Annotated in this window: 19 protein-coding genes and 1 pseudogene; 13 read left to right on the top strand and 7 right to left on the bottom strand. The window is 68.7% G+C overall.

Annotation, left to right across the window (positions count from 1 at the left end):
- From ACNJ7E_RS37005 to ACNJ7E_RS36995, 3 genes are all read left to right on the top strand, one after another.
- On the top strand, positions 1–1,143 hold the full coding sequence (locus ACNJ7E_RS37005) for a class I SAM-dependent methyltransferase (protein ID WP_418342178.1): 1,143 nt from the start codon (positions 1–3) through the stop codon (positions 1,141–1,143).
- Positions 1,144–1,308: 165 nt separating this feature from the next.
- Complete coding sequence (locus tag ACNJ7E_RS37000) at positions 1,309–2,163, top strand: Bax inhibitor-1/YccA family protein (RefSeq protein WP_280781524.1); 855 nt, start codon at positions 1,309–1,311, stop codon at positions 2,161–2,163.
- Between the two features lie 149 nt (positions 2,164–2,312).
- On the top strand, positions 2,313–2,633 hold the full coding sequence (locus tag ACNJ7E_RS36995) for a DUF1330 domain-containing protein (RefSeq protein ID WP_280781525.1): 321 nt from the start codon (positions 2,313–2,315) through the stop codon (positions 2,631–2,633).
- A 66-nt stretch (positions 2,634–2,699) separates the two neighbouring features.
- Here ACNJ7E_RS36995 and ACNJ7E_RS36990 read toward each other — a convergent pair whose 3' ends face one another.
- Both ACNJ7E_RS36990 and ACNJ7E_RS36985 read right to left on the bottom strand, forming a co-directional pair.
- On the bottom strand, positions 2,700–3,917 hold the full coding sequence (locus ACNJ7E_RS36990; protein WP_280781526.1) for an acetyl-CoA C-acetyltransferase: 1,218 nt from the start codon (positions 3,915–3,917) through the stop codon (positions 2,700–2,702).
- 107 nt (positions 3,918–4,024) lie between these two features.
- Positions 4,025–5,047, bottom strand: a complete 1,023-nt coding sequence (locus tag ACNJ7E_RS36985; protein ID WP_280781527.1) for an SGNH/GDSL hydrolase family protein — start codon at positions 5,045–5,047, stop codon at positions 4,025–4,027.
- 135 nt (positions 5,048–5,182) lie between these two features.
- Between ACNJ7E_RS36985 and ACNJ7E_RS36980 the strand changes: the two genes are divergently transcribed.
- The 4 genes from ACNJ7E_RS36980 to ilvA all read left to right on the top strand — a co-directional run bounded on the left by ACNJ7E_RS36980 (position 5,183) and on the right by ilvA (position 9,671).
- Positions 5,183–6,568, top strand: coding sequence for a cystathionine beta-synthase (locus ACNJ7E_RS36980; protein ID WP_280781528.1), 1,386 nt, complete (start codon positions 5,183–5,185; stop codon positions 6,566–6,568).
- 79 nt (positions 6,569–6,647) lie between these two features.
- Positions 6,648–7,172, top strand: coding sequence for a hypothetical protein (locus ACNJ7E_RS36975; RefSeq protein WP_280781529.1), 525 nt, complete (start codon positions 6,648–6,650; stop codon positions 7,170–7,172).
- Between the two features lie 21 nt (positions 7,173–7,193).
- On the top strand, positions 7,194–8,366 hold the full coding sequence (locus ACNJ7E_RS36970; protein WP_280781530.1) for a cystathionine gamma-synthase: 1,173 nt from the start codon (positions 7,194–7,196) through the stop codon (positions 8,364–8,366).
- 72 nt (positions 8,367–8,438) lie between these two features.
- The gene (gene ilvA, locus ACNJ7E_RS36965; RefSeq protein ID WP_280781531.1) at positions 8,439–9,671 is read left to right on the top strand and encodes a threonine ammonia-lyase; all 1,233 of its coding nucleotides are present in this window, start codon (positions 8,439–8,441) and stop codon (positions 9,669–9,671) included.
- 6 nt (positions 9,672–9,677) lie between these two features.
- On the opposite strand, the gene ACNJ7E_RS36960 is transcribed toward ilvA, so the two are convergent.
- Together ACNJ7E_RS36960 and ACNJ7E_RS36955 are read right to left on the bottom strand one after the other, a co-directional pair.
- Positions 9,678–10,448 (bottom strand): FAD:protein FMN transferase, encoded by a 771-nt coding sequence (locus ACNJ7E_RS36960; RefSeq protein WP_418342177.1) that lies wholly within the window; start codon positions 10,446–10,448, stop codon positions 9,678–9,680.
- Between the two features lie 25 nt (positions 10,449–10,473).
- Positions 10,474–10,665, bottom strand: a complete 192-nt coding sequence (locus ACNJ7E_RS36955; protein WP_418342176.1) for a hypothetical protein — start codon at positions 10,663–10,665, stop codon at positions 10,474–10,476.
- Positions 10,666–10,959: 294 nt separating this feature from the next.
- Here ACNJ7E_RS36955 and ACNJ7E_RS36950 point away from each other — a divergent pair.
- The 3 genes and pseudogenes from ACNJ7E_RS36950 to ACNJ7E_RS36940 all read left to right on the top strand — a co-directional run.
- Positions 10,960–11,262 (top strand): annotated as a pseudogene (locus ACNJ7E_RS36950) (hypothetical protein); the annotation flags it as partial.
- A 42-nt stretch (positions 11,263–11,304) separates the two neighbouring features.
- Positions 11,305–11,865, top strand: a complete 561-nt coding sequence (locus tag ACNJ7E_RS36945; RefSeq protein ID WP_280781534.1) for a hypothetical protein — start codon at positions 11,305–11,307, stop codon at positions 11,863–11,865.
- 146 nt (positions 11,866–12,011) lie between these two features.
- The gene (locus ACNJ7E_RS36940; RefSeq protein WP_105421467.1) at positions 12,012–13,361 is read left to right on the top strand and encodes a C40 family peptidase; all 1,350 of its coding nucleotides are present in this window, start codon (positions 12,012–12,014) and stop codon (positions 13,359–13,361) included.
- Between the two features lie 80 nt (positions 13,362–13,441).
- Here the strand turns inward: ACNJ7E_RS36940 and greA are convergent, their stop codons facing one another.
- Positions 13,442–13,936 carry a transcription elongation factor GreA gene (greA, locus tag ACNJ7E_RS36935; RefSeq protein WP_005238978.1) on the bottom strand — a complete coding sequence of 165 codons (495 nt, stop codon included), beginning with the start codon at positions 13,934–13,936 and terminating at the stop codon, positions 13,442–13,444.
- Between the two features lie 227 nt (positions 13,937–14,163).
- A complete protein-coding gene (locus tag ACNJ7E_RS36930) occupies positions 14,164–14,589 on the bottom strand; it encodes a DUF4307 domain-containing protein (protein WP_418342175.1) in 426 nt (141 codons plus the stop codon).
- 191 nt (positions 14,590–14,780) lie between these two features.
- Here ACNJ7E_RS36930 and mca point away from each other — a divergent pair, with 191 nt between their 5' ends.
- From mca to ACNJ7E_RS36915, 3 genes are read left to right on the top strand one after another with little or no spacing between them, the layout of a single operon-like run.
- Positions 14,781–15,659, top strand: coding sequence for a mycothiol conjugate amidase Mca (gene mca, locus ACNJ7E_RS36925; protein WP_418342174.1), 879 nt, complete (start codon positions 14,781–14,783; stop codon positions 15,657–15,659).
- Positions 15,656–15,976 carry a hypothetical protein gene (locus tag ACNJ7E_RS36920; RefSeq protein WP_009479102.1) on the top strand — a complete coding sequence of 107 codons (321 nt, stop codon included), beginning with the start codon at positions 15,656–15,658 and terminating at the stop codon, positions 15,974–15,976. The genes mca and ACNJ7E_RS36920 overlap by 4 nt, the downstream gene beginning before the upstream one ends.
- Positions 15,977–15,993: 17 nt before the next feature.
- A complete protein-coding gene (locus ACNJ7E_RS36915) occupies positions 15,994–18,009 on the top strand; it encodes a thioredoxin domain-containing protein (RefSeq protein ID WP_418342173.1) in 2,016 nt (671 codons plus the stop codon).
- Positions 18,010–18,015: 6 nt separating this feature from the next.
- Here ACNJ7E_RS36915 and trhA read toward each other — a convergent pair whose 3' ends face one another.
- Positions 18,016–18,684: a PAQR family membrane homeostasis protein TrhA gene (trhA, locus tag ACNJ7E_RS36910; RefSeq protein WP_005253718.1), complete on the bottom strand. Its 669-nt coding sequence runs from the start codon at positions 18,682–18,684 to the stop codon at positions 18,016–18,018.
- Positions 18,685–18,744: the final 60 nt, after the last annotated feature.

The following is an 18,744-nucleotide window of genomic DNA, read 5'->3' as shown; positions in this document are numbered from 1 at the left end:
GTGCTCGACTCCGAAGTGTTCGACCGGGACGCACTGTTCGCCCGCCTCCGCCGCCGTCCCGACGTCGAGGCCCCCAACCTGACGGCCGTCGACGCCGCCGACCGCCTGATCCTCGACGAGGCCGCGGCGGCCCTGTCGGCGGCCCTCCCCGGGACGGTCGCCGTGATCGGCGACCACTACGGTGCACTCACCCTCGGCGCCGCGGCGACGCACGGCTCCACCGGGATCCGCGTGCACCAGGACCCGCTGACCGGCGAACTGGCGCTCGCCGCCAACGCCGCGACGGTCGGGCTCGCCGACCGCTACCGGGCGTGTGCGCTCGGTGAGGAGCTGCTCGCGGGCGCAACGGTCGTGCTGATGCAGTTGCCGCGGAGCCTCGCCGAACTCACCGAGGTCGCCGAGGCGATCGCCCGCCACGCCGACCCGTCCGTCGTCGTCTACGCGGGTGGACGCAACAAGCACATCTCCACCGCCATGAACGACGTGCTCGGGCGCTCGTTCTCCGACGTCCGCGCGACCCTCGGCAGGCAGAAGTCGCGGGTGCTGATCGCGAGTGGCCCGGTGGAGGTGGCGCAGCAGACATACCCCGTCACCGATCATCTCGCCGAGATCGGGCTGGACGTCGTCTCGTACGGGGCAGCGTTCGCCGGCCCCAAGCTGGACATCGGGACCCGGTACCTCCTCGACTTCCTTCCGCGCGTGAACCCCGGTGCGCGGGCCGCGGTCGACCTCGGCTGCGGAACGGGCATTCTCGCCGTCAGCCTCGCCCGGCTCCTCCCGGAAGTGTCGGTGATCGCCACCGACCAGTCGTCGGCCGCGGTGGCGTCGGCGGCCGCCACCGCCCGCGCCAACGGACTCGACGGACGGGTCAGCACGCTGCGCGACGACGCCATATCCACCCTCGCCACCGACAGCCAGGACGTCGTCCTGTGCAACCCGCCGTTCCACGTCGGCGCGGCCGTCCACACCGGCGGCGCGTCGAAGATGTTCACCGAAGCCGGGCGCGTGCTCCGGCCCGGCGGCGAGTTGTGGACCGTGTACAACTCGCATCTCGGGTACCGGGGCCGGTTGCGGCGGCTCGTCGGTCCGACGGACGTCGTCGGCCGGAATCCCAAATTCACCGTCACCCGATCGGTGGCCTGACCGCCGCGCCGACCCGTGCCTCGTCTGGCGGGTGTCCCCACGGCACCGGTAGAGTCCGAATTGTCCGACCCGAAAGCGACGAACGGGAACTTGCGGTGGGTGCGGGACGTTCAACGTACAAGAAACCCGGATCCACCCGGCGAGCCACGAGAAGGGATGTGCACGGTGCGCACCACCAGTAACCCGGTGTTCCGCAACCTGCCCAAACAAGAGGGCAGCGGCGGATACGCCTCGTTCGGATCTACGACGGCCGGCGCAGCGCAGGTCACGCAGCAGTTCGGCCAGCCCCAGTACACGCAGGCCGAGCCCTACCGGACGGGCCCCGACTACCGTTCGATGACCATCGACGACGTCGTCACCAAGACGGGTGTCACGCTCGGCGTGCTCACGGTATCGGCGATCATCTCCTACTTCCTGGTGAGCAACGACGCGAACCTCGCGACCCCGCTGGTCATCGGTGGTGGCCTCGTCGGTCTCGTGCTGGTCCTCGTGGCCACGTTCGGCCGCAAGATGGACAACCCGGGCATCGTTCTCGCCTACGCGGTGGCGGAGGGTCTGTTCCTCGGCGCCCTGTCGTTCATGTTCACCGACATCACGTTCGGTGGAGTCGGCGGAGCGGCGCTCATCGCCCAGGCCGTACTCGGCACGTTCGGCGTGTTCTTCGGCATGCTCGTCGTCTACAAGACGGGCGCGATCCGAGTCACACCCCGCCTGACACGGATGATCATCGGCGCCCTCATCGGTGTCGTCGTCCTCGCCCTCGGCAACGTGATCGCCAGCTTCTTCACCGAAGGCGGCCTCGGCCTCCGCGACGGCGGTCCCGTGGCGATCATCTTCAGCCTCGTCTGCATCGGCATCGCCGCATTCAGCTTCCTGCTGGACTTCGACGCCGCCGACCAGCTGATCCGCGCCCAGGCGCCGGAGAAGGCCGCATGGGGCGTCGCATTCGGACTGACCGTCACCCTCGTGTGGCTGTACGTCGAGATCCTGCGACTCCTGAGCTACTTCAACAGCGACTAGCAGTTCCACGAGAAGGCCCCCGAGAGCATGCTCTCGGGGGCCTTCTCTGTTGTGCGGGCCCGGTTCGATTACCTCGGAGGTAATCGACGCGCGTACCCCGGCGGAGGAATGTCGTGTGCAGCAACCAGCCCCACCCGAAGGAGCACGACATGAGCGCGTACGGAATGGCCCACCTCGAGAACGTCGACATGGGTCCGCAGATCGTCGAATACCTCGAACGCATCGACGGCACCCTCCGCCCGTTCTCCGGCAAGTTCATCGTCCACGGCGGGCGCCAGGACGTGGTCGAGGGAACGTCCGACGGCGCGTTCATCGTCATCGAGTTCCCCGACCGCGAGCACCTCGAAGGCTGGTACACGTCCGACGCGTACCGGGAGATCCTCCCGCTCCGCGCCGAGCATTCCGACGGACTGGTGGTCATGGCCGACGGCGTCGACGCCGACCACAAGGCCACCGACATCCTCGGGTAGGCGCTTCGCGCCCGTGCGCCTTTGTGGTCGCTACCGCTACCAAAAAGGCGCACGGGCCCGGAGGGCCTAGCTCAGGCGCTCCAGGACCATAGCCATGCCCTGCCCGCCGCCGACGCACATGGTCTCGACGCCGAACGTCTTGTCCTGTTCGCGGAGGTTGTTGAGCAGGGTGTTGGTGATGCGGGCACCGGTCATGCCGAACGGGTGACCGAGGGCGATGGCGCCGCCGGAGATGTTCAGCTTGTCCTCGTCGATCTTCAGTTCGCGAGCCGATCCGAGAACCTGGACCGCGAAGGCCTCGTTGATCTCGAACAGGTCGATGTCGGAGATGGACTTGCCCGCGATGGCGAGGGCCTTCTTGACGGCCTCGATCGGGCCGAGGCCCATGATCTCGGGGGACAGTCCGGACACCCCGGTGGACACGATGCGGGCCAGCGGCGTCAGGCCGAGGGCCTTGGCCTTGGTGTCGGACATGATGACGAGCGCGGCGGCGCCGTCGTTGAGGGGGCACGCGTTGCCGGCGGTGACGGTGCCGTCCGGGCGGAACACCGGCTTGAGCTGGCTGATGCCCTCGTAGGTGGTGCCGGCGCGCGGGCCGTCGTCGGCGGACACGACGGTGCCGTCGGGGAGGGTGACCGGGGTGATCTCCCGCTCGAAGAAGCCGTTCTTGATGGCTTCCTCCGCGCGGTTCTGGGAGCGGACGCCCCAGCGGTCCTGCTCCTCGCGGGTGATGCCGGTGGCCGATGCGACGTTCTCGGCGGTCTGGCCCATCGCGATGTAGACGTCGGGAATCTGCTCGTCCTCGCGCGGGTCGGTCCAGGCGACGCCGCCCTCGGCGAGCTTCGCGGTACGCGCCTCGGCGTCGGCGAACCTCGGGTTCTTGGTGTTCGGCAGGCCGTCGGCGTTGCCGGTGACGAAGCTGGACACCGACTCGACGCCGGCGGAGACGAACACGTCGCCCTCGCCGGCCTTGATCGCGTGCAGTGCCATGCGGGTGGTCTGCAGCGAGGAGGAACAGTAGCGGTTGACGGTGACGCCGGGCAGGAAGTCGTAGCCCAGTTCCACCGCGACGACGCGGGCGATGTTGAAGCCCGACTGGCCGGCGGGCTGGCCGCAGCCGAGGAGCAGGTCGTCGATCTCGGTGGGATCGAGTTCGGGGATCTTCGCCAGAGCCGCGGCCACCATCTGCGTCGTCAGATCATCCGGGCGGATGGTCTTGAGTGAGCCCTTCATGGCTCGGCCGATCGGTGAGCGTACTGCGGAGACGATGACTGCCTCGGGCATGAAAACTCCTTTGTCAACTGCGGGGGTCTGCACTGTGTTGCAGACCACCCGTTCTGTGGCCTTCCCGACAACTTACGTTGCCGGGCGGCACCGGGGACATCGCCATCTCACTCAGCGACCCGTCGCGTCCTGGACGCGGACGCCTCCTCGATCGCGAGGAGTTCGTCGAGGCGGGCAGGTGAGCGTCGCCGGGCACTGAGTCGCCACAGGAAACGGTTGAGCGAGGCGGTCATTCGGGTCGACAGCTTGCGTGATTCCGCGGCCTCCGACACCTCGGGCAGGTCGGGCAGCGGTCCGCCGTGCCACATGCCCAGAGCGGTCGCGAGAACGGGCACGATCTGCATCGCCGCCAATTCGTACCCCGCCGCGGACGGGTGGAAGTGGTCGGAGGAGAACATCCGGTCGGGGGCCGCCAGGAACTCCGGCGCCAGCAGGTCGGCCAACGCCACCGGGTGGCCACCCGCCGCGCTGGTCGCGGCCGCCTGCGCCCTCGCCAGGCGCAACCCCCACGTCCGGACGACGGTCCGCAGGGGCTGGGGGATCGCGGTCACCACCCCGAGGTCGGGGCACGTTCCGACGACGACTGCGCATTCGCGGGCGCGGAGCCGTTCCACCGCTTCCCCGAGTCTGCGCGCCGACGCCCGAATCGAGTTCTTCGATGTGACGTCGTTGGCGCCGACCAGGATCACCGCAGCGTCCGGCGGCGGTCCGGCCACGAACATCGCGTCCACCTGCCCGCTGAGCCCGCGGGACGTGGCGCCGCCGATGGCCTTGGTGCTCAGCCGGATCCGCTTGCCGGTCTCGTCGGCGAGGCGCCTCGCGATCTGCACACCGGGAACTTCGTCCGCCGACAGGCATCCCACCCCGGCGGCCGTCGAGTCGCCGAAGATCATCAGATGGACGTCGTACGGGATAGTCCGCAGCCAGCGTTCGGGGACGGCGTCACCGGGGGAGTAGACGCCGTCGGCCTCCGGCGGCTTGGCGACGTTGCGCCCGATCACACCGCGGGCCGCCGTCGCCTGGGACATCAGATAGGAGTACGCCACCCACGACAGCGTGCCTGCGCTCGAACCTGCCACGACAGCCGCGGCGCCGGCCTTCACTCCGCTCTGCCAGGTCCTCTTGGGCACTGGTCTCACCTTTCCGCTACCTGGTGCTCATCTCACGGGTTCCAGCGGACTGCGTCCGCACCAATCTAGTCGGATCAGGGCCCCCGTGCCGGACGTCTGTGAGCATCGGATCAGGGCATCTGGGAGCATGGAGGCATGCGCATCGCGGAACACGTCGTCGACCTGATCGGCAACACCCCTCTCGTCAAGCTCTCTTCTGTCATCGGCGAGAACCACGGGACCGTTGCAGCCAAGATCGAATACCTCAACCCGGGTGGAAGCTCGAAGGACCGCATCGCGGTCAAGATGATCGACGCCGCGGAGGCGTCCGGTGAGCTGAAGCCGGGCGGGACCATCGTCGAGCCCACGTCCGGCAACACCGGCATCGGCCTCGCCCTGGTCGCACAGAAGCGCGGATACAAGTGCGTGTTCGTCTGCCCCGACAAGGTCAGCGAAGACAAGCGGAACGTCCTCAAGGCCTACGGCGCCGAGGTCGTGGTGTGCCCCACCGCGGTCGCGCCCGAGCACCCCGACAGCTACTACAGCGTCTCCGACCGGCTCGCACGCGAGCTCCCCGGCGGCTGGAAGCCCAACCAGTACTCCAACCCGGGCGGCCCGCAGAGCCACTACGAGACCACCGGCCCCGAGATCTGGGCCGACACCGACGGCAAGATCACCCACTTCGTCGCGGGCGTCGGCACCGGCGGCACCATCACCGGCACCGGCCGCTACCTCAAGGAGGTGTCCGACGGCAAGGTCAAGGTCATCGGCGCCGACCCCGAGGGTTCCGTGTACTCGGGTGGCACCGGCCGTCCGTACCTGGTCGAGGGCGTGGGCGAGGACTTCTGGCCGAGCGCCTACGACCCGTCCATCCCCGACGAGATCATCGCCGTGTCCGACGCCGACTCCTTCGAGATGACCCGACGTCTCGCCCGCGAAGAGGGCCTGCTGGTCGGCGGCTCCTGCGGCATGGCCGTCGTTGCCGCACTCGAGGTCGCCAAGCGCGAGGGCCCGGACGCCGTCATCGTCGTCCTGCTGCCCGACGGTGGTCGCGGATACCTCTCGAAGATCTTCAACGACAAGTGGATGGCGTCCTACGGATTCCTCCGCACCCCGCTCGACGGCAAACCCGACGAGAAGACCGTCGGCGACGTGCTGCGCGGCAAGTCCGGCGAACTCCCGGACCTCGTCCACACCCACCCGTCCGAGACGCTGCGCGACGCCATCGAGATCCTCCGCGAGTACGGGGTGTCCCAGATGCCCGTCGTCGGCGCGGAGCCGCCCGTCATGGCCGGTGAAGTGGCGGGCAGCGTCACCGAGCGCGACCTGCTCAGTGCCGTGTTCGAGGGCCGCGCGCACCTCGCCGACCCGGTGGAGAAGCACATGAGCAAGCCGTTCCCGCTCATCGGTTCCGGTGAGCCCGTGTCGGCCGCCACCAAGGCGCTCGGCGACACCGACGCACTGATGGTCGTCGACGACGGCAAACCCGCCGGGGTCATCACCCGCCACGACCTCCTCGGTTTCCTCAGCGCCGGTTCCTAGACAACACTGGTCCCCGCTGCGCACGGAACGTACGGTGCACAGCGGGGCGCCGGTGCGGTGTCCGTGAGGGGGGATCACAGTGGGTGCTCGTCTGCGTCGTGTTCTGGTGGTCCCGGCCGTCCTGCTCGGGTTCGCCGCCGCCGGATGCGGGAACAGCATCGAGGGTGCCGCGGTCGCGCAGTCGGACATCGACTCGGTCTCTTCGGGTACGTCGCCTTCGGAGGCATCCGCAGACTGCACCGCGCTGACGAAGGCACTCGGCCGCCTGGTGTCGGACCGGCCGCATCTCACCGAGGCCGTACTGCCCGGATCGACCGATCCGACGTGCTCGTGGTCCAAGGGGCCGACCAACGTCATGAGCACCATCACCGCGTCGGTCAAGCCGCAGGTGACGGATCCCGCCGTCCTCGTCGAGATGCGGAACGGAACCAACGTCGTCCCCGACCCCCGTTCCGCCGAGTTCGGCGGGGTGGTCCTGGACGTCGTGGCCATGGCGCTGCTCACCCCGGAACACAGCATCATCGTCAACGCGCTCGACCCCTCCGTCAGCGACGCGACCAAGCTCGACGTCGCGTTCGCGATCGCGGAGTATCTGGAGAATTAGGTCCCCACTAGGCTGGGGGCCATGAGTGAGCAGCGCAGCAAAGCGGACAACATCAGCTGGCAGGGGTTCTCCACCAAGGCCGTGCACGCAGGATTCGACCCGGACCCGCAGACGGGCGCCGTCAACGTCCCGATCTACGCCAGTTCGACGTTCGCGCAGGACGGCGTCGGCGGCATGCGTAACGGATTCGAATACGCCCGCACCGGCAACCCCACCCGACGACCGCTCGAGGCCAACCTCGCCGCCCTCGAGTCGGGCACCTACGGTCGCGCGTTCGGCTCGGGCATGGCCGCCACCGACTGCCTGCTCCGTGCCGCGCTCCGCCCCGGCGACCACCTCGTCATTCCGAACGACGCCTACGGCGGAACGTTCCGCCTGATCGACAAGGTCTTCACCCAGTGGGGCATCGAGTACACGCCCGCCGCGGTGTCCGACGTGGACGCGGTCCGGGCAGCCATCCGGCCCAACACCAAGCTCGTATGGGTGGAGACGCCCACCAACCCGCTCCTCAACATCGGTGACATCGAGGCACTGTCCGACATCGCGCACGAGGCGGGCGCGAAGATCGTCGTCGACAACACGTTCGCCTCGCCGTACCTGCAGCAGCCGCTGCAGCTGGGCGCCGACGTCGCGCTGCACTCGACCACCAAGTACATCGGCGGACACTCCGACGTCGTCGGCGGCGCACTCGTCACCAACGACGAGGAACTCGACACGGCGTTCGCGTTCCTGCAGAACGGTGCAGGCGCGGTCCCCGGACCCTTCGACGCGTTCCTCACGCTCCGCGGCATCAAGACCCTCTCCCTGCGCATGGAGCGGCACAGCGACAACGCCGAGAAGGTTGTCGAACTGCTCACCGGGCACTCCGCGGTGTCGCAGGTCATCTACCCCGGACTCGAGTCGCACCCCGGCCACAAGGTCGCGGAGAAGCAGATGCGCCGCTTCGGCGGCATGATCTCGGTCCGCCTCGCCGGCGGCAAGCAGGCCGCGCTGGACTTCTGCTCGCGCACCGAGATCTTCACGCTGGCCGAGTCGCTCGGCGGCGTCGAGTCGCTGATCGAGCACCCGGGTGCCATGACCCACGCCTCCACCGCCGGTTCGCTGCTCGAGGTTCCGGACGACCTGGTGCGTCTGTCCGTCGGCATCGAGGATGCCGCCGACCTCGTGGGCGACATCGAGCAGGCACTGAAGTAGTAGGCGGCTTCGCCGCCCGTGCGCCTTTTTGGTTGCCGCCGCTACCAAAAAGGCGCACGGGCCGAAGGCCTTATGCTGGCCCGCGTGGAGCCTGTCACGCTGGATCAGATCAGAGCAGCTCGTAAGCTGCTGGACCCCGTCATGCGCCGGACGCCGGTGATCGCGTCCCGGGCGCTGTCGGAACGCTGCGGGCACGTCGTGTCGCTGAAGTGCGAGAACTTGCAGCGCACAGGGTCTTTCAAACCGCGCGGTGCGTACAACCGGATCGCGAATCTGTCGGTCGCGGAACGGGCTTGCGGGGTCGTGGCGGCCAGCGCCGGCAATCACGCGCAGGGCGTGGCCTGGGCGGCCACGGAACTGGGCATCCCGTCCACCGTGTTCATGCCCACCGGCGCACCCCTGCCGAAACTCGTCGCCACCAAGGCGTACGGCGCCACCGTCCACTTGACCGGCGACACCGTGGACGACGCGCTCGTCGCCGCGAAGGAGTTCGCGGACGAGACCGGCGCCGTCCTCATCCATCCCTTCGATCACGTCGACATCGTCGCCGGGCAGGGGACCGTGGGGCTCGAGATCCTCGAGCAGGAACCCGACGTCGGTACGCTCGTCGTCCCGACCGGCGGCGGTGGGCTGATCGCGGGCATCGCCGCGGCGGTCAAAGCCACCCGGCCGGACGTGCGGATCGTCGGCGTCCAGGCCGAACAGGCGGCCGCCTGGCCGCGTTCGCTGGCGGAGGGCCGCCCGATACCGCTGGAGACCATGTCGACCATGGCCGACGGCATCGCGGTCGGCCGGCCCGGCGACGTGCCCTTCGCCCACGTCGGCTCGCAGGTCGACGCCATCGTCACGGTCAGCGAGGACGCCCTGTCCCGGGCGCTGCTGCTGTGCCTCGAACGCGCGAAGCTCATCGTGGAGCCTGCGGGCGCGGCGGCGGTGGCCGCGTTGATCAGCTGCTCGACGGACGAGCTGGGACTCACCGGGAAGGTGTGCGCGGTGCTGTCCGGCGGCAACATCGACCCGTTGCTGCTCACCCACGTCGTCAATCACGGTCTCCGGGCGGCCGGACGGTATCTCGGTGTGCACGTGACCATTCCGGACCGACCGGGTGGTCTGGTCAGTCTCCTCGGCGTGATCAGCGGCAACGGCGCCAGTGTGGTGGACGTCGTCCACTCCCGCACCGGCGGTGCGCTCGCGCTCGACGAGGTGGAGGTGTTCCTCACCGTCGAGACCCGTGGTCCCGGCCACCGGCAGGATCTCCTCGACGCCCTGCGCGACGCCCAGTACGCGGTTCGCCTGCAGGAGTAGGCGGACCTAGCTCGGCCACCCGCCCAGGGTGGTCACCCGGAACTCCTGATCCACCAGCCGGGCAGGCAGCTCGAGGTTGGTGAGCCAGTCGATCGCACCGCCGCCCATCCCGACCGCGGCCGTGCTGGACGCGTGCGCGGTGGTGCACGACCCGGCCACCACGGACACGGTCCGCCACAACGAGATCGAGTCGGGGTGCAGCGGCTTGACGGTGCTGGCGGTCGCCACGGCCGCACCCGACGGGATCGACACCTGGCAGGTGGGGTCGCCCGGCAGGTCCTGGACCTGGACCTGCCAGCCGCCCGGTGGTGTGGTCCCGGCGGTGGCGATGTCTCCGCCGAGCGCCACCAGGACGCCACACCCGAGAAGTTCCGCCGTCGTCGATGCGCAGTGGTCGGCGGAACTCGCCCGCGCGGTGGCCGTCAGGTCGAGTTCCACCCCGGCGGGGAGCGTGACCTCGGTGCCGTCGACGGTGATCGACCGCCACGACTGGGGTGCGGGGGCCGACGCCGTGGGGTCGAGTGCGCCCTCCGTGGTCCGCGCTGCGGCGAGGGCGTCGGTGAGGAACCGGGCGAACATCGGGGTGACCGTGTTCGGGCCCTCGTCGAGCGAGCGGATCTCGGAGTCCGCGCGGTCCCGGTTGACGGCGGCATCGGCGGCCGCGAGGTAACCGCGGATCAAGTTCGACGCCGAGCTCAGGGCGTCGGGGTCGGTGACGACGATGCGTGCGTGCACACCCCAGGTGGACCATTCGGTTGCGCTGCGTGCGCTGGTCATGTGGTGGTTCTCCGGTCGCGCGATGTCAGGAACCGCTGGACACGGCGTCCGGAGTGCCGAATCCGGCCGAGACGAGGGGCGCGGCCATCGTCGAATCGGGGGTCGCGGGGTCCGCTGCCGCCGCCATACCACCACCGGCGACCAGTCCGGCGATTCCGGCTGCCGCCAGGACGCGGCGAACGGGAAGCAGGCGGGAAATCCGTCGGTCTTCACTCATGCCGACCAGCTTCCCCGAAGAACCTTAGAACAACCTGGGAAGAATCTGTCTCTCCTCGCCGAGTGCGCACTAGTGCAGCGCACGCCCGGCGTGTCACATGCAGTTGTGCGCAGTCGTGCCGGACAGCCGTCGGCGTGACGGAGTCGTCACTACGACCGGATCCGTGATCGCAGACCATGACGAACTGCTCGATGCCGCTATGGGTTTGCTGCGGGAGCGCGGCCCCCTTTCCGACCGGGAGCTGACGGTCGCGCTTGCGGATTCGGGTAGGGGAGACATCGACGAGCTGATCGAATTCGTCGAGGACTTCGACGCGCCGCTTCTCGGGATTCTCCCCGACGACCGAAAGGTCGCACTCGACGTTCTGCTCGCGGGCCGCGTCCTCACACACCGCCTCACCGCGCGGGAGATCTCGGCCGACGTCGTGGAGGTGGAGGATTTCGAGCCGATCCTGCACCTCGCATCCGGGGAGCCCGACGTCGATGGATTCGAGTTCTCGGTCGCGGACGAGGGCGCGGACAGGTTCGCGGACGAGACAGTCAGCCGACTCCCAGGCCGGGACTGGGCCGAAACCATCCCTGCTGGTGCGGGTCGGGGAAGAAGTACAAGATATGTCACCTCGGAAAGGGTGACCATCCGTTGTCCGAGCGGGCCGCGTGGCTGTACCAGAAGTCGAAGCTGCACGCGGAGGAGCTCGGCTGGCGGGATCGGATCTTGGAGTTCGCCGAAATTCGGTCCGAGTACTGGGTGGGTGAGGAAGCGCTGTTCGAGGCGTTGGACGACCCGCTGGTTGCCGACGTCGCGCTGTTCGAAGGCGGTGCGTTCACCGACTTCGTCGACAGCCGTGGCGACTTGCTGCCCCCGGACGAGTTAGCACTCGCACGGCAGTGGCAGGAGATCGAACGGTCGGTGCACGAGGTGGAGGAGGTCCGGCCGGGTGTGGGTCTGACACCGCGGGACCTGCGCACCGGTGACCTGCACGCGATCAGGGAACGTACCGCGAGCCGGCAATTGCACGTCGGGAATCTGATCTGTGCCCGCGTCGTCCCTGCGGGTGACACATGGCAGATCTTCGGAGAAATCGAACCGATCGCGCCGGCTCAGCGCACGACACTCCTCGAGATGTTGGACGACGAGACCACGGATCCGGCCGACCTGGTCGCGATCCTCAGCGAACGTTTCGTGCCGGTGCGTGGGTGACCGAGGCGACGTGATTCGCCAGGTGCCGCGCTCCCGCAGGTCACGGTAGGAAACGGATCAATCCCGCAGAATCGCCTCGCACCTGCTGTGCCCCGTCGTAACGTGAACTCACTCGGTTAGGTGCACCGAGGAGGAGGAGCGCACGTATGTCAGTTGATGCAGCGGCGATCATCGTGGCGATCACCACCGCAGCGGGGGCAATCGTTCAGGGAGCGGACATACCGCAGCCGGTGAAAGATCAAGCAGCCGAAGCAATTCAGGTGGTCGAGCAGGCCTCACCCGACGTTCAGAAACAAGTAAACGACGCGATATCGACCCTCCCGGAACCGGCCCGCGTGCAGGCCGAGCAGATGGTGGCCCAGGCCTCGGATGTGGTGAAGCAGGCAACCGACCCCTACATTCCACCGCCGCCCGCCGTCGAGGCGGCGCCGCCGCCCGCCCCGGTTCCCCCACTGGCACTCCCGGACACACCACTCGACCAGCCGCCCGCGATGAGCGCCCCCGACGTCGGCACGGCGATCGGGGGCCTCGCCGCTCTGCCCGGGGTCCCGGCCCTGATCAGCGGACTCGGATCGCTGATCCCGTCCGTCCCCGCCGGCTTCCCCGGTGTCTCGCTCGCGCCGGTCGGCGCCATCGCCGTCTTCGCTCCGTGGATCCGCAAGGCCGGGTCATTGTGCGAGGGCATCAAGCCGCCGACCCTGGCGGCCCTGTACTCCGTCGAGAACGGTTTCCGCTACGGCGCGAACTCACCGGTGTCCCGGGCGGGCGCCCGCGGACCCGGCCAGTTCATGCCCCCGGCCTGGGCCAAGTACGGCAAGGACGCGGACGGCGACGGCAAGGTCGACATCAACGGCGTCGCCGACCCGATGATGGCGTCCGGTCAGATGCTGTGCGACCTGTTCGGGCAGATCGAGGGCTGGAAGAAGGAAGGTGTGGTCAAGGGTGACACCCTCGACCTCACGATCGCCGCCTACAACGCCGGGGCGGGTGCGGTCCGGACCGCCGGTGGCATGCCCGCGGGCAAGTTCGACTACGAGCACGAAACGCAGCCGTACGTCGCGCGGATCCGATCGCTGGAGGAGTCGTTCGCGCGGATGCTGTCGCCGTTCTTCTACGGTGCGGCCGCCGGTGACACGAGCCGCGTCGTCGAGGCGGCCATGCGGTTCATCGGGCTGCCGTACGTGTGGGGCGGCGGCAACATCAACGGACCGTCCGGCGGCGGTTTCGACTGCTCGGGGCTGACCTCGTTCGCCGTGTACGCCGCAACCGGCGTCAAACTGCCCCGCACGTCGGAAACGCAGTGGCATGTGGGTGTGGAGGTGCCGCTGTCGCAGGCCAGGCCCGGTGACCTGCTGTTCGGTAACTGGCAGTCGGGTGGTCCGGGACACGTGGCGATCTATGTCGGGAACGGCCAGATGCTGCACGCCCCGACGACGGGTGACGTGGTGCGCATCGGCCCCGTGTTCGCCGACATGAAGGCCCGCAGGGTCTTCTGATCCCGATCCCGGGCGTCACAGCAGAAAACTCCGGCCCGGGCACTGGGCCCGGACCGGAGTTTTCGGCGGTGGATCCGAGATCAGCTGTGGTACGGCTCCGCGCTGACGAGCGTCACCTTCATGCTGCTGCCGTTGGGCAGCGTGTATTCGCGGGTTTCGCCGACCTTCGCCTCGAGCAGTGCCCCACCCAGCGGGGAGTTGGGGGAGTAGACCTCGAGTTTGTTGTCGCGTGCACCCTCTTCGCGGGTGGCGATCAGGAACGTTTCGGTGTCTTTCTCGTCGCCGTCGTAGTACACCTTCACCACGGAGCCGGGCAGTGCGACACCGGACTGGGTGGGCGCTTCGCCGACCTTCGCGCTGTTCAGGAGTTCCTGAAGCTGGCGGATGCGTGCCTCCTGCTGGCCCTGCTCTTCGCGGGCCGCGTGGTAGCCACCGTTCTCCTTCAGATCGCCCTCTTCGCGACGCTCGTTGATCTCGGCGGCGATGACCGGACGGTTGGCAATGAGCTGGTCGAGTTCGCTCTTGAGCCTGTCATGTGACTCCTGGGTCAGCCAGGTCACCTGGGTCTCGGTCATCTCGATCACTCCCTCGTAGTTGGAGCCGCCGGGCTCCCTCGACAGACCACTGCAACAGCAGTGATCAACGGCTCGGCGGAATTCGACGGCCGGGGCCGTTCGATTTCCGCCTTGCCGCCAATGCAGCAATACACGGTTCCAAACCGGAACCGTGTACCAGGCGATTCTAGCACGATCGGGGAGCGCAAACCCCGAATAACCCGAACGGTCGCTCGGGTGCGCCGGTGTCAGCCGCGGGTCAGATAGGCAGGAACGTCCAGGCTGCAGCCGTAGATGTCGCCCATCGCGGGCGGGCGGGACGTGTAGACGGGGGCGGTGACTTTCACCGTCTGGTCCTCGCCGCCGGCGATGTAGACCTCGCGCCGACCGGTCTCGGAACCGTCCTTGGACCGGGAGCGGACGATGCAGACCACCGCCTGTGACGGATCCTCGCGGGTGACGGTGAACGTGATGTCCAGCTGCGAATCACTCACCAGATCGAACGACGTGGCCTCACTGTCGATCTCGGAGACGGCGAACTTGTCGTAGGCGACGAACGCCACGATCACACCGACGACCACGACCGCCGCGGTCAGCGCCCACACGAGCCAGCGCTTCGGGCGCGCAGGCTTTGCTGCGGCTGTGTATCGGCCCGGGGGAAGCGTTCTCGTCATCTCTCAACTCTCGTACAGCTCCGGTTCCACGTAACTCACAGCACTCGAGCGGGGGCACGGCTGCAAGCGGAACTCTCGGGTGGAACTATAGAGGACGTGCGTCAGTGCGCCGTCAGTGATGGCGGAGGGCGAGAGCGCGCGACACGGACAAGCCGGCAACGGCTACTGGCGAAGTTGAGGTGAACGAATACGTGAGCGGATTCCGGCTCATGGCCGTCCATGCCCATCCCGACGACGAGTCGAGCAAGGGTGCCGCGACAACGGCCCGTTACGCCGCAGAGGGCAACGAAGTGAAGGTCGTGACGTTGACCGGGGGTGAACGTGGCGACATCCTCAACCCCGCGATGGACGTGCCCGGGGTGCGTGACCGCATCCACGAGGTCCGCATCGAGGAGATGGCCGAGGCCGCGCGCATCCTCGGAGTCCAGCACCAGTGGCTGGGATTCGTCGACTCCGGTCTGCCCGAGGGCGACCCGAAGCCGCCGCTGCCGGAGGGCTGCTTCGCGCTCGTTCCGCTCGAGGAGTCGACCGAGGCCCTGGTGCGGGTGATCCGCGAGTTCCGTCCGCACGTCATGACCACGTACGACGAGAACGGCGGCTACCCGCACCCCGATCACATCCGCTGCCATGAGGTGTCGATGGCCGCGTACGAGGCCGCTGCCGACTCGGAGCGGTTCCCCGACGCCGGGGAACCGTGGAAGGTGCAGAAGGTCTACTACTCGCACGGCTTCATCCGGAAGCGTCTGCTGCAGTTCCAGGAGGAGTACGACCGCCGCGGCGAAGAGTTCCCGATGGCCGAGTGGCTCAAGAAGTGGAAGACCGAGCAGGGCGACCTGATGGCACGCGTCACCACCCAGATCACGTGCGGCGACTACTTCCCGCAGCGTGACGACGCGTTGCGGGCCCACGCGACGCAGATCGACCCGAACGGCTCGTTCTTCGCGGTTCCGCTGGAAATCCAGCAGAAGATCTGGCCGACCGAGGAATTCGAACTCGCCAAGACCCGGGTCACCACCTCCATCCCGGAGAACGACCTGTTCGCGGGCATCACCGAGGACGGACAGCCGTGAATGCGTTGACCGTGAACCTGTTGGCCGGCACGGCGGACGTCCTGGCGCAGACGCCGAGCACCCCGTCGGGTCCCGAGTTCGGCAAGGCGTCGCCCATCGGCCTCGTCGTCATTCTCGCGCTGCTCGCGGGTGTGGTGCTGCTGGTGCGTTCGATGAACAAGAAGCTCAAGAATCTGCCCGAGACGTTCGAGCCGGAGCATCCCGAACCGGACCAGGAAGTGGACGAGGGCACCGACCGCGGCGCGATCCACGGTGGCGGGGCGAGCAGCACCGAGCCGCCGAAGCCCACGGACACCCCACCCAACCTGCAGAAGTAGTCGAACAGGAGCTGGAGATGGACCCACGCGCACAGAACACACTCGGTGGGTCCACCAGCCCCTATCTGCGACAGCACGCCGCCAACCCCGTGCACTGGCAGCAGTGGGGTCCGGAGGCGACCGAGTGGGCGCGCGAGCGGGACGTCCCGATCCTGTTGTCGATCGGATATTCGGCGTGCCACTGGTGCCACGTGATGGCCCACGAGTCCTTCGAGGACGCGGCGGTGGCGTCGCTGATGAACGAGCATTTCGTGTGCGTCAAGGTCGACCGTGAGGAGCGTCCCGACCTCGATGCCGTGTACATGAACGCCACCGTCGCGATGACCGGTCAGGGTGGCTGGCCGATGACGTGCTTCCTCACTCCCGACGGCGCCCCGTTCTACTGCGGCACCTACTACCCGGCCGAGCCGCGCGGCGGCATGCCGTCGTTCACCCAGCTGCTGAGCGCCATCGCCGACACGTGGCGGGACCGCCGCGGTGACGTCGACGACGCGGCCGCCTCGGTGGTCGCCGAACTGCGGCGGGGAGCCGGCGGCATCCCCGAGGGTGATGTCCGAGTGGACGCGGCCCTGCTGGATGCGGCCGCCGGAGCCGTGCTGCGGGACGAGGACGCCGACCGCGGCGGGTTCGGCGGAGCCCCCAAGTTTCCGCCGTCCGCGCTGATGGAAGGCCTGCTGCGCACGTACGAGCGGTCCGGTGACGAGGAGGTGCTCGGCGTCGTGGCGCGGACGGCGTCGGCGATGGCGCGCGGCGGCATCTACGACCAGCTCGGCGGCGGTTTCGCCCGCTATTCGGTCGACGCCGCGTGGGTGGTGCCGCACTTCGAGAAGATGCTCTACGACAACGCCCAGCTGCTGCGCGCGTACGCGCACCTGGGCCGGCGCACGGGCTCGGACCTGGCCGTCCGGGTCACCGAGGAGACCGTCGAGTTCCTGCTGCGCGATCTGCGCACCGACAACGGGTCGTTCGCGTCCGCCCTCGACGCCGACACGGAGGGTGTCGAGGGACTCACGTACGTGTGGACCCCTGGGCAGCTCGTCGAGATCCTCGGGACCGAGGACGGGGAGTGGGCGGCCCGGGTGTTCGCGGTGACTGCGGACGGGACGTTCGAGGCGGGCACGTCCGTCCTGCAGCTTCCGCACGATCCGGACGACTGGGACCGCTGGCGCCGGATCCGGGGCACGCTGCTCGCCCGGCGTGCGATGCGGCCGCAGCCGGGACGCGACGACAAGGTGGTCACCGCCTGGAACGGACTCACGATCACCGCGCTCGCCGAGGCCGGTGCCGGGCTCGGCAGGCCGGAGTGGGTGGCCGCGGCCGCCGACTGCGCGCGTGCGGTGCTGGGATTGCACGTCGTCGACGGGCGCCTGCGGAGGGCGTCCCTGGGAACGTCGGTGGGCGAATCGGCCGGGGTACTCGAGGACTACGCCTGCCTGGCGACGGGCCTCCTCGCGCTGTATCAGGCGACCGGCGACAGTGAGTGGCTGACGCACGCGCAGGCGCTGCTGGACCGCGCCCTGATCCATTTCGCCGACGACGAGCGGCCGGGAAGCTGGTTCGACACCGCCGACGACGCCGAGTCCCTGGTGACCCGTCCCCGCGACCCGGTCGACGGTGCGACGCCGTCCGGGGCGTCGTGTCTGGTCGAGGCGCTGCTCACCGCGGCTGCGGTGGCCGACGCGGAGGCGTCGGGACGGTACGCGACCGCGGCCGCCGAATCGCTCGACCGGGTGGCACTGCTTCTGGAGCGCGCACCGCGATCGGCCGGGCACTGGCTCGCAGTGGCGGCGGCGTCGGTGCGCGGCCCGATCCAGGTGGCCGTCGCAACCGACGGCGATTCCGCCCTGCTCCGGGAGGCGCGCAGACTCGCTCCCGGTGGTGCCGTCGTGGTAGGCGGCGCACCGGACTCGTCACCGCTGCTCGCCGACCGGCCGCTGGTCGGCGGCGCGTCCGCGGCGTACGTGTGCCGCGGGTTCGTGTGCGACCGCCCGGTGACGACGATCGAGGACCTGGGTGCTGCGTTGAGCCGGTAGTCCGGCCTACCGGAACACCACCAGCCACACGGCGATGTAGTGGCACAGGGCCGCGATGACGGTGGCGGCGTGGAAGAACTCGTGATGCCCGAACGTGGTCGGCCAGGGATTGGGCCACTTGGTGGCGTAGAGGATCGCGCCCACCGAGTACAGGATGCCGCCGATCAGCAGCAGCACCATCGGGACGACACCGACCTCGTGCGTCAGTTCGGGTGCGACCGGCACGATGGCCCAGCCGAGCAGCAGGTAGAGCGGCACCCCGACCCAGCGCGGCGCCGTCGGCCACAGCATTTTCAGTGCGACCCCGGCGAGCGCCCCCGCCCACACGACGATCAGCAGCGTCCGGCCCGTGTCGGGCGGAAGCCCCAGCACCGCGAACGGGGTGTAACTGCCGGCGATGAACAGGAAGATCATCGAGTGGTCCGCGCGCTTCATCCACGTGCGGGCCTTGACGGTGTTCCAGTGGATGCGGTGGTAGGTGGCGCTGACCCCGAACACACCGCACACCGTGAGGCTGTAGACGGCGGTGGCGAGCGCCGCTTCCCCGGACACCTGGGTGCCCGACAGTGTGACGAGGACGATGCCGGCGATCACGGAGACGCCGAACGCCCACAGGTGGATCCACCCTCGCAGTCGGGGCTTGACGGGCAGTTCGTCGAGGCCGAAAGCGGTCACTGAACACCTCTTCTCGCTGTGCGTGGCGCTAACCTACGCAACCGTAGGTTAGCCTGTGGT

This window comes from Rhodococcus mengyinensis (genome assembly GCF_048381435.1).
GTDB classification, from domain to species: Bacteria; Actinomycetota; Actinomycetes; order Mycobacteriales; family Mycobacteriaceae; genus Rhodococcus_F; species Rhodococcus_F opacus_D.
This window is presented reverse-complemented; position numbering and strand designations above follow the sequence as displayed.

Coding starts and splice junctions, on each gene's coding strand:
- ACNJ7E_RS36995 (WP_280781525.1), top strand. CDS start 2,313: ATGAGCGCGTACGGAATGGCCCACCTCGAGAACGTCGACATGGGTCCG.
- ACNJ7E_RS36990 (WP_280781526.1), bottom strand. CDS start 3,917: ATGCCCGAGGCAGTCATCGTCTCCGCAGTACGCTCACCGATCGGCCGA.
- ACNJ7E_RS36980 (WP_280781528.1), top strand. CDS start 5,183: ATGCGCATCGCGGAACACGTCGTCGACCTGATCGGCAACACCCCTCTC.
- ACNJ7E_RS36970 (WP_280781530.1), top strand. CDS start 7,194: ATGAGTGAGCAGCGCAGCAAAGCGGACAACATCAGCTGGCAGGGGTTC.
- ilvA (WP_280781531.1), top strand. CDS start 8,439: ATGCTGGCCCGCGTGGAGCCTGTCACGCTGGATCAGATCAGAGCAGCT.
- ACNJ7E_RS36960 (WP_418342177.1), bottom strand. CDS start 10,448: ATGACCAGCGCACGCAGCGCAACCGAATGGTCCACCTGGGGTGTGCAC.
- ACNJ7E_RS36955 (WP_418342176.1), bottom strand. CDS start 10,665: ATGAGTGAAGACCGACGGATTTCCCGCCTGCTTCCCGTTCGCCGCGTC.
- ACNJ7E_RS36940 (WP_105421467.1), top strand. CDS start 12,012: ATGTCAGTTGATGCAGCGGCGATCATCGTGGCGATCACCACCGCAGCG.
- greA (WP_005238978.1), bottom strand. CDS start 13,936: ATGACCGAGACCCAGGTGACCTGGCTGACCCAGGAGTCACATGACAGG.
- ACNJ7E_RS36930 (WP_418342175.1), bottom strand. CDS start 14,589: ATGACGAGAACGCTTCCCCCGGGCCGATACACAGCCGCAGCAAAGCCT.
- ACNJ7E_RS36915 (WP_418342173.1), top strand. CDS start 15,994: ATGGACCCACGCGCACAGAACACACTCGGTGGGTCCACCAGCCCCTAT.